Here is a 15,649-nt window from a genome sequence, read left to right as displayed (position 1 = left end):
TCCGGCAATGCAGTATTCATCCTTTGCTGATAAGCTGTTCAACTTCAAAGCGATTGGTCACTTTGCTGTCGATTTTGACGTAAGCGGAATGCTCTTCCGCCACGATCAGCGCTTCGCTTACGCCTTTCATTGCCAACAGTCGCTGTTTTAGCCTGTCGTCAGCAACAATATCCGCTGGAATTTCCACGCGCAGGCTGCTGACATAGGGCGGCTCTTTCATGGTACTTGCCACCGCCAGCCATACCATCGCCAGTACGGCCCCGGCAAGGAAAACGGTTTGCCCATCAAACGTGCCGTCTATCCAGCCGCCCAGCGAGCCGCCAAGCGCCACGCCAAGAAACTGACTGGTAGAATAGACGCCCATCGCCGTTCCTTTATACCCCGCGGGCGACTCTTTGCTAATAAGCGAAGGCAGCAGCGCCTCCATCAGATTAAAGGCGAGGAAAAAGAGTTGTACGCCAATCACCAGCTCCCAGAAATGTTGGCCCGCTCCCCACAACACGATTTCTGCGACGACAATGAGCCCCACGCAGAACAGGAATACCTGCTTCATCCGCCGTTTGACTTCAGCATAGATAATAAAAGGCACGACGGCGGCAAAGGCGATCACCATGGTTGCCAGATACACCTTCCAGTGTTCGGCGGCAGGGAAACCGGCATCGGCAAGCTGGCCGGGCAGGGCGACAAAGGTGGACATCAATAAAATATGCAGACACATAATGCCGAAATTGAGCTTGAGCAGCCTCGGCTCCGCCAGCACTTTACTGAAGCTGCCTTTGACCATCCCGGATTCGCGATTCAGCACATGGTTAGTACTGTTGGGAACCACCCAGATCGTCAGAAGAATGCCCAGAGTGGCGAGGGCGGCGATCATCCAGAACAACGCGTTCAATCCCAGACTATGGGTAACGATCGGCCCTAATACCATCGCAATCGCGAAGGTGATACCAAAGCTGACGCCGATAAACGCCATCGCTTTGGTGCGGTTTTGCTCGCGGGTGAGGTCAGACAGGAGCGCCATGACGGCGGCGGCAATAGCGCCGGACCCTTGTAGCGCTCGCCCCAGAATAATGCCCCAGATTGAGTGGGAGAGCGCGGCAATGACGCTACCCGCGACAAATACCGCCAGTCCGCCGACAATCAGCGGTTTACGGCCAATGCGGTCGGACAGCAGCCCAAAGGGAATTTGAAAGATAGCCTGCGCCAGCCCGTAAATGCCGATCGCAATGCCGATTAATGCTTCGCTGGCGCCCTGTAGCGCCATACCGTATGTGGTCAGTACTGGTAGAACCATAAACATGCCCAGCATACGCAACGAAAAGACGGTCCCTAAACCCCATGTGGCGCGCAGCTCCCCTGGCGTCATTTTATAATCGTTCATTGCCACCTCTGTATAAAAGCTGGGAGTAGTGTAGTGCGGGGAGTGTGCCGGGTAAATAGAGGGTTAATTAGCAAATATTATGTTTTTGAAACAGTTGAGCTAAAAAAGAGATAAATCGTTAACACGATAGGGGCGATCGGGAGAGTCAGCATAGCCTTGTGCTCATTCATATTCCGATCTCCTTGAGCTGTAGTGGCTATCTGAGCCGTATCAGTATAGTGTAGCGGTTAGCCACGGCCTTCAGGCGGTGTGCGCTGTTGCTCCATGTTGCAATAGCAGAACTCGTCAAGCCAGACTGTCAGCGAACCGCGCTGCCTGAGTGTGGCTGGCCGGTGGGTGATTTTAAACTTTTGCTTTGCCATAGGAACCCGATTCTGAAACGATGGCAATGATCAGATCCGCCCATCTTCTGAAAATTTGATTTATTCAACAACGCCGAGACTGATAGCAAACTTTCTGCGTGATGGCGCGCGTTTATCAGGCAGAAGGTTCGTCATCAGTCTTATTTATTATATTATTCAAGGAGTGAATTAGTTGTGAAAATTAAATTCTTATCATTATGTATTTTAGCGGGTGTTTTATTTGCTAACCAGGTGAATGCATCAGAGAACAACAGTAAAGATGATGTAAAATACGCTGCGCTTACCCAGAAGGATCTTGATGCTTTGCCTGTGGAAAAAAGAGCTTCGGTTCTGGATGAACTGGGGTTTATCCATGAATACGGCCTTAGTGTACCGATGAATCGCGAACGGGCGTTGCAGTATTACAAGCAGGCCTGTGAGCTTGGCGGTAACTACGGCTGTTATAATGTGAAGTATGCTTATCAGTATGGCGACGGAGTGGCGAAAGATAGCGCTCAGGCCAATAAGTATGCTAAGAAAATGAATCTGGATAATTTATTGATTGAGCAAGAATATATTGATAAGTTTTCGCAAGAAATTTACATGGCAAAAGCATTGGCCGATACGGATAAATCGCAGCGGGCGGCATTTATTAGTATACTAATTCATGCTCTAAATAATAGACCCGAGAGCGATGCGCTTTTTTTTAGCCGTATTGGATTTAACCAGGAAAAAACATTTCGGCTGGCTACGTTATGGTCGCAGGATGGCGACCCGCAAATGGATTATCAGATGGGGCGACTCACCCTTAATGACTTTTCCGGTCGCTATGCGGACGAGCCTTATAAAGCCAGGCCGGCCTCGTTGAAATGGTTTCGCGCCGCCGCGGAAAAAGGCGTCGTTGAGGCCCAATCTCTCTTGGGGGGTATTTATTCGGGGGGAGAGGGCGATGAGTGGGGGATTAAGCCAGACATTCAGGAAGCACAAAAATGGTATGGTCAGGCGGCTGAGCAGGGGGACAGCGATGCACAGATTGCGTTAGGTAAAATCTATTATTCTGGCGCAACAGGGCGCACTGATTACGCTAAAGCGCTGGCATTATTTACGCAGGTTGAAAATGATGGTACTAATTCGCGCTCAACGATGCCGTTGAGTTGGATGTATTATAACGGTTTAGGTACTGCACCTGATTGTGATAAAGCCTGGTCGTATTACAAGAAAGCATCTCGATATGTAGGTAAGAAGGTTGAGGAAAAAATATTTTTAAGTAAATGCGCAGCGGATATTCAGAGTCGAAAAAACAACGCGGATGCTTTACCCAAAGTAACCCTAAAAAAAGAGAGTATTTTCTCTCGCGGGATAACGGCTAAACCGAAAGAATGCGCACTAATTTTTCAGATTGGCACAGATAAAATCCGTAACATGGCGAATTTGCATATTACGCTTGAGCTGAAAAATGATGATGGAATGGCAACTGAGGAAACGTTAATGATTCCGCCATTCGGTTTGAATACTCTGGGGATAGATATGCAAAATCATGATGTTGATCCTCTCGTTACCCCATACGATCTCCCGTTGTATACGCAAGATTTTTGTCACGGGATTGACGATATCCATTTTACGCTGAAATCCGCTACGGCAACGATTAACGATAAGAATGTTGATTTGCTGAAAGCTGACAGTGTGCGCTTTTTAGATAAAGAATAAGGGAATGAAAAATGATAAAACGGAAATGGAATATTTTGTTTCTGCTTGGGCTTTCTTTCGCATCGGTATGCCAGGCAGGTGATGATATTGACGCGTTGTATAGCCGTATTGCGCAGAAAGATATTCAGGCGCTAAATGAGCTAAAAGCGTTAGCCAAAGATAATAATGCCCAGGCGCTGGCAGAACTGGGGTTTATTTATGAGTACGGCGTTGCCGTGCCGATAGATATGATACAGGCTATCAAGTATTATGAGCAGGCTTGTCATGTTGAAGAACCCTATGGCTGCTACAACGCTCGTTATTTTTATCTGCATGGCCTGGGGGTGATGCAGGATGACGTTTTGGCAAAAGAGCTTGTGGATAAAACCAGTAAAGCAGACACCGATACTGATGCGCAGACGGTGACGCGCCTGATAGCCGACGAAATAGATACGGCAAAGCAAGCCGCGGAAAGCGATATTACTCAGCGTTCCCGGTTTATTGAAACATTACGCCAGTATGCCAGCGGCGGGAGCGCGATGGCCGCGCTCATCACGCGCCTGGGTTATTCAAAGGAGGATATCCTGCACCTTGCGGAGCTGTGGGCGCAGGAGAGAGACCCTGAACTTAACTTTATCGTTGGTAGCCTCTATGACTCTGGTTTTGTTGAGGTCGACGATAAAGAGGCGCGTTCGTTGCAATGGTTCCGCAAGGCTGCTGAATTGGGCCAGGCTGATGCGCAGAATATACTCGGTTACTTCTACTTGAATGGAAAACGAGGGATTAAGCGCGATCTGCAGAAGGGGGTGCAGTGGTACGAGTTGGCGGCTGCGCAGGGTAATGCCGATGCGCTCATAAATCTTGGTGAGATCTATTACTCCGGGACGCAGGTTCCGCTTGATTACGCTCGGGCATTTGAATTCTTTGAACGGGCGGCGAAGATGGGCAAGTTTCGCGCTTTAAACTATCTTGCCTGGATGTATACCAACGGTCAGTTTGTCGACACGGATTGCCGGAAGGCAGCGGAGTTGTTTGCTCAGGGGCGAACAAGTTTTGCAGACGATCCCCATTTTCAGGTGACCTGCGAAAAAGACCGACAGGCCCGCGCTGAAGCTGTGGCAATGCGTGAAAAGAATTTGCCGAAGTTAACCTTCAATCGTGATCGTGTTTTCGGTGCGAGCCAGGGCAGCGGCTATGCATGCGAGCTGGAGTTTGTCGTCAAAACGGACAGAATCAGCAGTATAGAGAATTTACGCGTCTCACTGGCGCTGAAAAATAAGGCCGGGGCGATGTCACAGCAGGTTATCGCATTTGAGCCTTTTGGGCTAAATACGCAGAACCGCAATTTACAAGGGTATAAGTCTGATACGCTCCGTGAATCGACATTACAACCTGTCTATCAGCCGGAATTTTGCGATGTTGATAGCTATAGCGTGACTGCTGTGACGGGAATGGTTAACGGTAAAGAGATGGATATGCTTAAGGCAGGCGTTTTTCTGTAACTGCGAGCGAAAATAATGGCGTATCAAGCGATACGCCATCAAAAGTCTTACCAGACGTAAGTCAGCAGATTCTGCGAATTCGGCACCATAAAATCAACGGACATCATGATACTCAGCGCGGTAATCGCAATGATAGAGAAGCCGAACAGCTTGCGCGCCCAGACCTTATCATCTTCCACTTTGTAACCGCGTAGCGCCATGCCGAGCCACCAAACGCTGACCGCCGCGGCGACCACCAGGTATTTGTAACCGGCATAACCGCCCAACGTGAGCATTAGCGTTGCAACGGCAAACGCAATGATGTACAGCGTGATGTGGTTTTTAGCGACTGAGATTCCTTTTACCACCGGCAGAACCGGGATATTGGCCGCCTGATAGTCCTTAAAGCGGAAAATGGCGATGGCGTAAGAGTGCGGCATCTGCCAGAGGCTGAAAATAGCCAACAGGATCGCCGCGCCGCTGTCAAAGTCGCCCGTTACGGCGCAGTAGCCAATCACCGGCGGCGCTGCGCCGGAGAGAGAACCAATCAGCGTTCCGTAGACGGAGTGACGCTTCATGTACAAGCTGTACACGCCAACGTAGACCACGAAGCCCATTACCCCCAGCCAGCAGGCCAGAGGATTGGCGCCAAACCACAACAGCATAAAGCCAGCAATACCCAGCAGGGTGGCGTATACCAGCGAGACGCCAGGAGAAATCAGGCCTTTGACCAGCACCCGATTCTTGGTCCTTTCCATCTTCCTGTCGATATCCCTGTCGATGTAGTTGTTAAATACACAACCCGACGCCACAACCAGTGACACCCCGACCAGCGTATAAATGAACAGGGGATAGTCAATGCTGCCCTTTGAGGCCAGCAGAAATCCCCCGATCACCGAGATCAGGTTGCCAAAGATGATGCCTGGTTTCGTTACTTGCAGGTATTGCTTAAACATCATACTCGCCGCTCTTAGTGCATCATCATGTTGTAGTTGAGGTTCCACATAATCCAGATGGAGCCCACAACCAGGATGGCGATGATCAGCACGGTAAAGATGAAGGCCGTCATGTTCCAGCCTTCATCAGATTTGGTGTTCATGTGCAGGAAACACACCAGATGCACCAAAATCTGCACCACTGCCATTGCCAGGATAGATCCCAGAATAACGGCCGGAGAGGCAGCGCCAGTCATCACCATCCAGAATGGAATAACCGTCAGGATGACCGACAGGATAAAGCCGGTCATGTACGTTTTTACGCTGCCGTGGGATGCGCCGCCGCTCTCGGTAGAATGACTCATTACATCGCCCCCATCAGATAAACAACAGTGAATACGCAAATCCAAATCACATCCAGGAAGTGCCAGAACAGGCTCAGGCACATGATGCGGGTACGGTTAGTGCTGGTCAGACCGCGACGGGCAACTTGCACCATCAGCACCGCCATCCAGATCAAACCGGAAGTGACGTGCAGACCGTGCGTGCCGACCAGCGCGAAGAACGCAGACAGGAAGCCGCTGCGATCCGGGCCCATACCGTTAACAATCAGGTGATGGAATTCATAGAGTTCCATCCCGATAAATCCGGCACCGAACAAGAAGGTCAACGCCAGCCAGGAGATAACCTGGCTCTTGTTGTTCTTGTGCATGGCGATCGCCGCCATGCCGTAGGTAATGGAGCTAAATAACAGCAGGAAGGTTTCAACCAGAACGAACGGCAGTTCGAAAATGTCCTTACCTGTCGGGCCGCCAGCGGTGCCGTTCACCAGAACGGCATAGGTAGCAAACAGAATAGAGAACAGAATACAGTCGCTCATCAGGTAGACCCAAAATCCGAAGATTTTGTTCTGGCCTGCGTCATGGTGCCCGTGTTCGTGCGCGTGGGCAGTCGCGTGCGTTAAAGTATCAGTTGCCATTTTTCAGCCCTGCCTTAGTAATCTCATCGAAATGCTGGTTTTCCAGTTTTTCGACTTCCGGGACCGGCACGTAGTAATCCACATCTTCATCAAAGCTTTTTACAATCCAGCTGATGATCATGCCTGCGAAACCCACTATCGCCAGCCACCAGATATGCCAGATCATGGCGAAGCCAAATACCGTCGCGAAGGCGGCGATAACAATACCGGCACCGCTATTTTTCGGCATATGAATCTCTTCATACTGTCCAGGCTGTTGGTACGCTTCGCCTTTTTCTTTCATTTCCCAGAAGGCGTCACATTCGTGAACGTGCGGCACAACGGCAAAGTTATAGAACGGCGGCGGAGACGAGGTTGACCACTCCAGCGTACGGCCACCCCATGGGTCGCCGGTCAGATCGCGGTTCTGATCGCGGTCGCGAATAGAAACGAAGATCTGAATCAGTTGGCACAGGATACCCTGCGCAATCAGCGCGGCGCCGGCGGCGGCAACCATCAGCATCGTATGGAACTGCGGATCAATTTGCTGGCTGAGGCGACGGGTCATGCCCATGAAGCCCAGTACGTACAGCGGCATAAAGGCTACAAAGAAACCGATAATCCAGAACCAGAAGGCGCGTTTACCCCAGGTTTCGTTCAGCTTGAAGCCAAACGCCTTCGGCCACCAGTAGGTCATACCCGCGAAGCAGCCAAACACCACGCCGCCGATGATCACGTTATGGAAGTGCGCAATCAGGAACAGACTGTTGTGCAGGACGAAGTCCGCGCCCGGTACCGCCAGCAGAACGCCGGTCATACCGCCGACCGAGAAGGTCACGATAAAGCCGATGGTCCACATCATTGCGGAATGGAAGACGATACGGCCCTGATACATGGTGAACAACCAGTTGAAGATCTTCACCCCGGTCGGGATGGCGATAATCATGGTGGTGATACCGAAGAAGGCGTTAACGTTCGCGCCTGCGCCCATCGTGAAGAAGTGGTGCAGCCAAACGATAAACGACAGTACGGTAATACAGACGGTCGCCCAAACCAGCGAGGTATAGCCGAACAGACGTTTACGCGAGAAGGTCGCTGCGATTTCGGAGAATACCCCGAAGACCGGCAGAATCAGAATGTACACTTCCGGATGGCCCCAGGCCCAAATCAGGTTGATGTACATCATCATGTTGCCGCCCATATCGTTGGTAAAGAAATGGGTGCCCAGATAGCGATCCAGGGTCAGCAACGCGACGGTAACCGTCAGAATCGGGAAAGAGGCGATGATCAGTACGTTGGCGCACAAAGAGGCCCAGGTAAAGACCGGCATCTTGAACATCGTCATACCCGGCGCACGCATCTTCAGGATCGTCACGAAGAAGTTGATACCGGTTAACGTCGTACCAATACCCGAGAGTTGCAACGCCCATATCCAGTAATCGACCCCGACGCTGGGACTGTACTCTATTCCCGATAGCGGCGGATAAGCCAGCCACCCTGTCTGTGCAAACTCGCCGACGCCCAGCGAGAGGTTAACCAGAATAACGCCGACAACGGTGAACCAGAAGCTCAGGTTGTTCAGGAAAGGGAAAGCAACGTCGCGCGCGCCGATCTGCAGCGGAACCACCAGGTTCATCAGACCGATAACGAAGGGCATCGCCACGAAGAAGATCATGATTACGCCGTGAGCGGTAAAGATCTGATCGTAGTGGTGCGGCGGTAGAAAACCCGCTTCGCCTGCGGAGGCAAGCGCCTGCTGGCTACGCATCATGATGGCATCGGCGAAGCCACGTAACAGCATCACAATCGCGACGATGATATACATGATGCCGAGGCGTTTATGGTCAACCGACGTTAACCACTCTTTCCATAGGTAGGTCCACTTACCGAAGTAAGTAATCGCTGCCAGTATCGCCAGTCCCCCGACGATAATTGCAGCGATCGTTACCATGACGATAGGTTCATGGAACGGTACTGCATCCAGTGATAATTTTCCGAACATCTTATCTTCCTCAACCCTTGGAGTTGGCGGATTCCGCGTGGCTCATGTCCATACCTTCCATTCCTTCATGCGAGCTGTGCTCACCTTCAGGTTGGGTCATGTCCATGCTCTTACCGTGGTCCATGAATTTGTTAATAACGTCCTTGAACAAATCTGGTTTCACGCTGGAGAAATATTCCACCTTGTTGTACTCGCTTGGCATAGCCACTTTCTCGAACGCCGCCATATCATTCATGGTGTTCGGAGACTGCTTCGCTTTTGCGACCCATTGGTCGAATTCTGCGCGGTCTTTGGTGGCGATAGCTTTAAACTTCATACCAGAGAAGCCCGGGCCGCTATAGCTGGCGGAGATGCCATCGTAGGTTCCGGGTTCGTTGGCGATCAGATGCAAACGTGTTTGCATGCCGGCCATGGCATAAATCTGGCTACCCAGACGCGGGATAAAGAAGGAGTTCATCACGGAGTTGGAGGTCACTTTGAAATAAACCGGCGTGTTCGCCGGGAAGGCGATCTCGTTGACGGTGGCGATACCCTGCTCCGGATAGATGAAGAACCATTTCCAGTCCATGGAAACCACTTCGATGGTGATCGGTTTTTCGTCATGCGCCAGCGGCTTGCTTGGTTCAAGCGCGTGCGTGGTTTTCCAGGTCAGTACGGCAAGGAAAATGATGATTAAGATAGGCACCGTCCAGACCACGGCTTCCACTTTATTGGAGTGTGACCAGTTCGGGCTATACTTCGCATCCTTATTACTCGCACGATACTTCCAGGCGAAACCAACAGCCATCAAGATGGCGGGAATAACGACGATCAACATCAGGCCAAATGCCGTCAGTATCAGCGAACGTTGCTCCAGTCCAATCTGTCCTTTGGGATCCAGCAGCGCAGAATTACAGCCACTGAGTAATGCAGTGCCTGCAATTAATGACAACCATCCCAAACTTTTATTGTATTTCCTGAGTCTCATTTAACGACCTCAATTCCACGGGACCTGGTGGCGTTTAAAGTGTAGGGGCATTTTACGGTAAGGTTACATTACTGTAAACATGATTGGTTCTGTGTTACCAAGTTCTGCCGCGCATGTCACATATGTTGCCAAGTATGTCGAAATAACTTTAAGACACTGTTGAAACTTTGCGTTATAACGGATGAGGTCTGTAAGTGGGATGTTGAGGGGTAATTGGTATAACCAATGTAAAAATAAAACAATTAATTAACAATTTATTATCAATAAAAGGACAATCAACGGCAGAAATTTAAATTTAATCGGCTGAATCGTGTAAAGAAAATAGGTAGCGTAGAAATTACCAATAATTTCCAAAATTCTGTTGCGCACAAAAAGACAAATATATTTTTTATCAATTGATGGTTATTTAGCCGTTATAATTCCGGGTCGTTATTACAACGGCAAATAATGTTTTAGAGCAGGCGTGTTTTTCGTAGCGCCAGGTAGTCCAGCAACCCGCCAAAGACAATGCCGCACACGGCAACCGCTACCGCAGTTTCAAGCAATCCGGACAGGAATGAGAAGTTAGTGTAATCCAACGCGTTCATGGTCAGCAGGAGTACCCAGACCGCCAGCAAAGCGACGCCCGCGAGCAGGATTGAAAGCGCGAAATTGTAGGCGCCACGGTATTGCGTGCGGGGAATGAAACGCTCGTTCTGCCAGCTATATTCCAGCGTTTGCCGACAGACCAGCAACAGTAACAGCCCGGGAACGGCGGCGACAACCGAGAAGAGGTAGAATGTCGGCCAGCCGTGCGCTTCAACGAACCAGCCCGCTACGGGACCAACATAAACGCGGCCTACTGCGGAGAGGGCCGACAGTAGGGCAAACTGTGTTGCGGAAAACGACTTATTACATAGCGTCATTAATAAGGCGACAAAGGCGGCAGTACCCATCCCGCCGCACAGATTTTCGAAAAAGACCGCCGCGCCCATGCTGAACATGTTTTTATCGGTAATGGAGAGCAACCAGTAACCGGCGTTGGACGCGCCTTGCAAAATGCCGAAAATCAGCAGCGCGCGAAACAGCGAAAGACGCTGCATTAATATGCCGCCGTATAACGCGCCGACGATCGTCGCCAGCAGGCCCAGCGTTTTATTGACCACACCGACTTCGCCGGCGTCAAAGCCGACGCCGCGAATCAAAAAGGTGGTGGTCAGGCTCATGGCGAAGGCGTCACCCAGTTTATAAAGCACAATGAGCAGTAAAATCAGCCAGGCGTTATTACGGCCAAAGAAATCGCGTAGCGGCGCGACGACGGCCTGTTCCAGCGATTTCGGGGACGGGATAGTATCGGTCGGTTCCGGCGCCAGTAAGGTGGCGATAATGCAGGGGATCAGCAATGCCGCCATCAGCCAGTACATGCCCTGCCAGCCGAGCCAGCGATCGGCCAGCCATAGCGCCAGTCCGCCGGAAACCAGCATCCCCAACCGGTAGCCAAGCACGCTGATTGCCGCGCCAGCGCCGCGTTCTTCTGCGGGTAAAACATCGGTTTTCCAGGCGTCGAACACGATATCCTGCGAGGCGGAGCAAAAAGCAATCACCACCGCCAGCGCCGCCATCCAGCGTAGCTGCGTGCCGGGTTCAAGAAAGCCCATCGCCGCAATCGCCGCCAGTAACAACAGTTGGGTGGCGAGTAACCAACCGCGACGACGACCTAAAAAAGGCGGCGTGTAGCGGTCCATCAGCGGGGACCAGAGAAACTTAAACACATAGGCCTGACCAACCAGCGAGAAGAAGCCAATCGTTTTAAGATCGATATTCTCGACGGTCATCCACGCCTGTAGCGTACCGGAGGTGAGCGCCAGCGGGAGACCGGAGGCAAAACCCAATATCAGCAGAATGGCTGAGCGCGGTTGCTGGAAAATACGTAAATATTGACTTGACATAGGCATCTACAGACCCGGCTTCTGCCGGGTCTTGTTGTTGCTATTAACGGGCATTTTGCTTGATAAAATCGTGAATACTGGTGTCCTGAGACATATCAGCAATGGTATCGGTCAGAACGCTGTTCACCGCGTCGGCAATATTCTGGTTAGAGGCTTGGAACGCCCCTTCAATAGAGTAGTTGGCGCGATAGTTTTTGGTCATCTTGTTGCCATTTGCCGCGGTCGCAATAATCGCGATATCCGCTTTGGTCGCGATGTTGTAGCGCACGCTGCCCTGGGAAACATCAGCATACAGTTGGTTAACAATAATCTGCAGATTAACCGCGCCGTTAGGCCCGATCATATAGCCCCGCGCCGTCATCTGTTTTTCCAGGACTTCTTGTAACAGGAAGCGTAAATCGCGGGAGGCGGTTAACGTTACCAGCTGGTTGTTACGCGTGACTTTCGCTAACGCTTGATCCTGGCGTTGGTCCGCGCCGGTAATGCTAACGGTGACGCCCATCAGGCTCGGGTCCTGCTGTGGCAAGGTGATCTTCGGCGCGACGTCAATGGTCGTCGGCGGTGTGGCGCATCCTGCCAGCATAAACAGAGCGACTAACGGAAAGAGAAGTTTTTTTAACATATTCAGGCTCTCAATGACGCTTAAAACGTGATAGGTAAAAATTCCCGCCATCATAACACCGCTAACGGCGAGGGGAAGTGGTCAACGCAGGTAAATTCGTCGTAATGTCCGATTTGGTATTGATAACGGCGCGAGCGGGGATTTTGAGCGCTAAAAGAATGATTAAGGCAGTAAACTTCATACGTTTGGCTGAAATAACCAGACGAAAGCTAAATTTTTGTTGTCATGCTGTAATGGAAACGGTAAAAGCGGCTAGTATTTAAAGGGATGGGTGACATCACAGCGTTGTCGGAGGAGATTTTCATGATGATACGTGAGCAATATAGAAGAAAAATTAAGGACAGCGTTCGACCCCGTGTTTCTCGAAGTTGTGGATGAAAGCTATCGTCACAATGTTCCAGCAGGATCGGAAAGCCATTTTAAGGTCGTGCTGGTGAGCGATCGCTTTACAGGCGAACGTTTTCTTAATCGTCATCGGATGATTTACGGTACGTTAACGGCGGAACTTTCCACAACCGTACATGCGCTGGCACTGCATACTTATACCCTCAAAGAGTGGGAAGGATTGCAGGATACTATCTTCGCGTCGCCTCCTTGTCGCGGCGCGGGAAGCATCGCGTAGCAAAACGGATTTGCAACTACCTCCGCTTTTCCAGTATGTTGCTACAGAATTATGTGAAAACGGCCTGCGGGCCGTTTTGTTTTGTCTGAATTTTGAGCGTGTCGTACAGTATTCAGACAAAAATTAGCCGAGAATTGTGAAAACCGCCGCAGCATCGCACAATCACCGTTCTCGACTCACAAAAGTGATGCCGCTATAATGCGCCGTCTTATATATGAACGTCTTCGGGATGATTCTGACGACAGGGAATGTGATTGATTATGAGAACATCCCGGTTCCGCGAAGCAAATAGCACGTGCTTGCGGAGTAGAGTTGACCGAGCACTGTGATTTTTTGAGGTAACAAGATGCAAGTTTCAGTTGAAACCACTCAGGGCCTTGGCCGCCGTGTAACGATTACAATCGCTGCTGACAGCATCGAGACCGCTGTAAAAAGCGAGCTGGTCAACGTAGCGAAAAAAGTACGTATTGACGGCTTCCGTAAAGGCAAAGTACCGATGAATATCGTCGCTCAGCGTTATGGCGCTTCTGTTCGCCAGGACGTGCTGGGCGATCTGATGAGCCGCAACTTCGTTGACGCGATCATCAAAGAAAAAATTAACCCGGCAGGCGCGCCGAACTATGTTCCGGGCGAATACAAAGTGGGTGAAGACTTCACTTACTCCGTCGAGTTTGAAGTCTATCCGGAAGTTGAGCTGACCGGCCTCGAGTCCATCGAAGTTGAAAAACCGGTTGTTGAAGTCACCGACGCTGACGTTGATGTGATGCTGGACACCCTGCGTAAGCAGCAGGCGACCTGGAAAGAAAAAGACGGCGCTGCTGATGCGGAAGACCGCGTGACCATCGACTTCACCGGCTCTGTAGACGGCGAAGAGTTCGAAGGCGGCAAAGCGACCGATTTTGTTCTGGCGATGGGCCAGGGTCGTATGATTCCGGGCTTTGAAGACGGCGTTAAAGGCCACAAAGCTGGCGAAGAGTTCACTATCGATGTGACCTTCCCGGAAGAGTACCATGCTGAAAACCTGAAAGGTAAAGCGGCTAAGTTCGTTATCAACCTGAAGAAAGTTGAAGAACGCGGACTGCCGGAACTGACCGAAGAATTCATCAAACGTTTCGGCGTTGAAGATGGTTCCGTAGCCGGTCTGCGCGCTGAAGTACGTAAAAACATGGAACGCGAGCTGAAAGGCGCGGTGCGTAACCGCGTTAAGTCTCAGGCGATCGAAGGTCTGGTAAAAGCTAACGACATCGACGTACCGGCTGCGCTGATCGACAGCGAAATCGACGTTCTGCGTCGTCAGGCTGCGCAGCGTTTTGGTGGTAACGAGAAACAGGCTCTGGAGCTGCCGCGCGAACTGTTCGAAGAACAGGCTAAGCGTCGTGTAGTTGTCGGTCTGCTGCTCGGCGAAGTCATTCGTACCAACGAGCTGAAAGCGGACGAAGAACGCGTTAAAGGCCTGATCGAAGAGATGGCGTCTGCTTACGAAGATCCGAAAGAAGTAATTGAGTTCTACAGCAAAAATAAAGAGCTGATGGACAATATGCGTAACGTCGCTCTGGAAGAACAGGCTGTTGAAGCGGTTCTGGCAAAAGCGAAAGTGTCTGAAAAAGCCACTTCCTTCAATGAGCTGATGAACCAGCAGGCATAATTTGTCGCGTTAAAAGCACGAAATTTGCACAAAAACCCGTCACCTTTCAGTGACGGGTTTTTTTTGTCACGCATTTTGCATGGTAAGGGTGCGAAAATCGCGTTTCAGTGTTAGCGTTAGAGCAAAAGATTGTTATGCTTGAATTATGGCGATGCCGTACCCATTACAGAGGGACTGGCTGATAATCCGTCCATCAGGTTACAATCAGTACAGCAGGTTTTTTCAATTTTTATCCAGGAGACGGAAATGTCATACAGCGGAGAACGAGATAATTTGGCCCCTCATATGGCGCTGGTGCCGATGGTCATTGAACAGACCTCACGCGGTGAGCGCTCTTTTGATATCTATTCTCGTCTACTTAAGGAACGCGTCATATTTCTGACCGGCCAGGTCGAAGACCATATGGCTAACCTAATCGTGGCGCAGATGCTGTTCCTGGAAGCGGAAAACCCGGAAAAAGATATCTATCTGTACATTAATTCTCCTGGCGGCGTAATTACTGCGGGGATGTCCATCTATGACACCATGCAGTTTATTAAGCCAGACGTCAGCACCATTTGTATGGGACAGGCGGCCTCTATGGGGGCGTTTCTGCTGACTGCCGGGGCGAAAGGCAAACGTTTCTGCTTGCCGAACTCTCGCGTCATGATCCACCAGCCGCTGGGCGGCTACCAGGGCCAGGCGACGGATATTGAAATTCACGCCCGCGAAATTTTGAAAGTAAAAGGGCGCATGAATGAACTTATGGCGCATCATACGGGTCAATCTCTTGAGCAGATTGAACGTGATACTGAGCGCGATCGCTTCCTCTCCGCGCCTGAAGCGGTAGAGTACGGTTTGGTTGACTCAATTTTGACCCATCGTAATTGATGCCCTGGACGCAAGTGTGCCGCTATACACTTCATCCTTCACGCTACCTCGGTGTTGGTTGCCAGCGCGCCTCCCGGTGACTTACTTATGTAAGCGCCTGCGGAGTCGCTGAGTTGCCGCCTTGATGTAGCTCGAATGATTTTGTGTATATACTAATGAAGGGCGGCACAACGCTGATTAGCGGCTTGCGCCTGAGAATGGCATTTGCGTC

The 15,649-nt window shown here is 50.8% G+C and carries 12 protein-coding genes and 2 pseudogenes; 5 read left to right on the top strand and 9 right to left on the bottom strand.

The window, feature by feature from the left end; all coding sequences use genetic code 11:
- Nucleotides 1–16: 16 nt before the first annotated feature.
- Nucleotides 17–1,381: an MFS transporter gene (locus ACLJRU_RS03325; RefSeq protein ID WP_001000938.1), complete on the bottom strand. Its 1,365-nt coding sequence runs from the start codon at nt 1,379–1,381 to the stop codon at nt 17–19.
- Between the two features lie 230 nt (nt 1,382–1,611).
- Nucleotides 1,612–1,743 (bottom strand): annotated as a pseudogene (locus ACLJRU_RS03320) (IS5/IS1182 family transposase); the annotation flags it as partial.
- 174 nt (nt 1,744–1,917) lie between these two features.
- On the opposite strand from ACLJRU_RS03320, the gene ACLJRU_RS03315 reads away from it, so the two are divergent.
- Nucleotides 1,918–3,429 carry a tetratricopeptide repeat protein gene (locus tag ACLJRU_RS03315; protein WP_001539316.1) on the top strand — a complete coding sequence of 504 codons (1,512 nt, stop codon included), beginning with the start codon at nt 1,918–1,920 and terminating at the stop codon, nt 3,427–3,429.
- Between the two features lie 11 nt (nt 3,430–3,440).
- Nucleotides 3,441–4,910: a tetratricopeptide repeat protein gene (locus tag ACLJRU_RS03310; RefSeq protein ID WP_023235416.1), complete on the top strand. Its 1,470-nt coding sequence runs from the start codon at nt 3,441–3,443 to the stop codon at nt 4,908–4,910.
- A gap of 47 nt (nt 4,911–4,957) precedes the next feature.
- Here the strand turns inward: ACLJRU_RS03310 and cyoE are convergent, their stop codons facing one another.
- From cyoE to ACLJRU_RS03275, 7 genes are all read right to left on the bottom strand, one after another.
- A complete protein-coding gene (cyoE, locus tag ACLJRU_RS03305) occupies nt 4,958–5,848 on the bottom strand; it encodes a heme o synthase (RefSeq protein ID WP_000971352.1) in 891 nt (296 codons plus the stop codon).
- A gap of 11 nt (nt 5,849–5,859) precedes the next feature.
- On the bottom strand, nt 5,860–6,189 hold the full coding sequence (locus tag ACLJRU_RS03300) for a cytochrome o ubiquinol oxidase subunit IV (RefSeq protein ID WP_000019878.1): 330 nt from the start codon (nt 6,187–6,189) through the stop codon (nt 5,860–5,862).
- Nucleotides 6,189–6,803 (bottom strand): cytochrome o ubiquinol oxidase subunit III, encoded by a 615-nt coding sequence (locus ACLJRU_RS03295; protein WP_000179833.1) that lies wholly within the window; start codon nt 6,801–6,803, stop codon nt 6,189–6,191. Before ACLJRU_RS03295 ends, ACLJRU_RS03300 begins: the two co-directional genes overlap by 1 nt.
- Nucleotides 6,793–8,784, bottom strand: a complete 1,992-nt coding sequence (gene cyoB, locus ACLJRU_RS03290) for a cytochrome o ubiquinol oxidase subunit I (RefSeq protein WP_023235417.1) — start codon at nt 8,782–8,784, stop codon at nt 6,793–6,795. Before cyoB ends, ACLJRU_RS03295 begins: the two co-directional genes overlap by 11 nt.
- A 10-nt stretch (nt 8,785–8,794) precedes the next feature.
- Nucleotides 8,795–9,751 carry a cytochrome o ubiquinol oxidase subunit II gene (gene cyoA, locus ACLJRU_RS03285; protein ID WP_001239448.1) on the bottom strand — a complete coding sequence of 319 codons (957 nt, stop codon included), beginning with the start codon at nt 9,749–9,751 and terminating at the stop codon, nt 8,795–8,797.
- 452 nt (nt 9,752–10,203) lie between these two features.
- Nucleotides 10,204–11,679: a muropeptide MFS transporter AmpG gene (gene ampG / locus ACLJRU_RS03280; RefSeq protein WP_000098473.1), complete on the bottom strand. Its 1,476-nt coding sequence runs from the start codon at nt 11,677–11,679 to the stop codon at nt 10,204–10,206.
- 43 nt (nt 11,680–11,722) lie between these two features.
- On the bottom strand, nt 11,723–12,301 hold the full coding sequence (locus ACLJRU_RS03275; protein WP_001539323.1) for a lipoprotein: 579 nt from the start codon (nt 12,299–12,301) through the stop codon (nt 11,723–11,725).
- A 303-nt stretch (nt 12,302–12,604) separates the two neighbouring features.
- Between ACLJRU_RS03275 and bolA the strand changes: the two are divergent.
- The 3 genes and pseudogenes from bolA (at nt 12,605) to clpP (ending at nt 15,438) form a co-directional block, all read left to right on the top strand.
- Nucleotides 12,605–12,923: pseudogene (gene bolA / locus ACLJRU_RS03270) on the top strand (transcriptional regulator BolA).
- Nucleotides 12,924–13,269: 346 nt separating this feature from the next.
- Entirely contained in the window at nt 13,270–14,568 is a 1,299-nt protein-coding gene (gene tig, locus ACLJRU_RS03265; protein WP_001198408.1) for a trigger factor, read from the top strand.
- A 246-nt stretch (nt 14,569–14,814) separates the two neighbouring features.
- A complete protein-coding gene (gene clpP, locus ACLJRU_RS03260) occupies nt 14,815–15,438 on the top strand; it encodes an ATP-dependent Clp endopeptidase proteolytic subunit ClpP (protein ID WP_000122257.1) in 624 nt (207 codons plus the stop codon).
- Nucleotides 15,439–15,649 lie beyond the last annotated feature (211 nt).

This window comes from Salmonella sp. SAL00653 (assembly GCF_046552515.1).
Taxonomy (GTDB): domain Bacteria; phylum Pseudomonadota; class Gammaproteobacteria; order Enterobacterales; family Enterobacteriaceae; genus Salmonella; species Salmonella enterica.
This window is presented reverse-complemented; position numbering and strand designations above follow the sequence as displayed.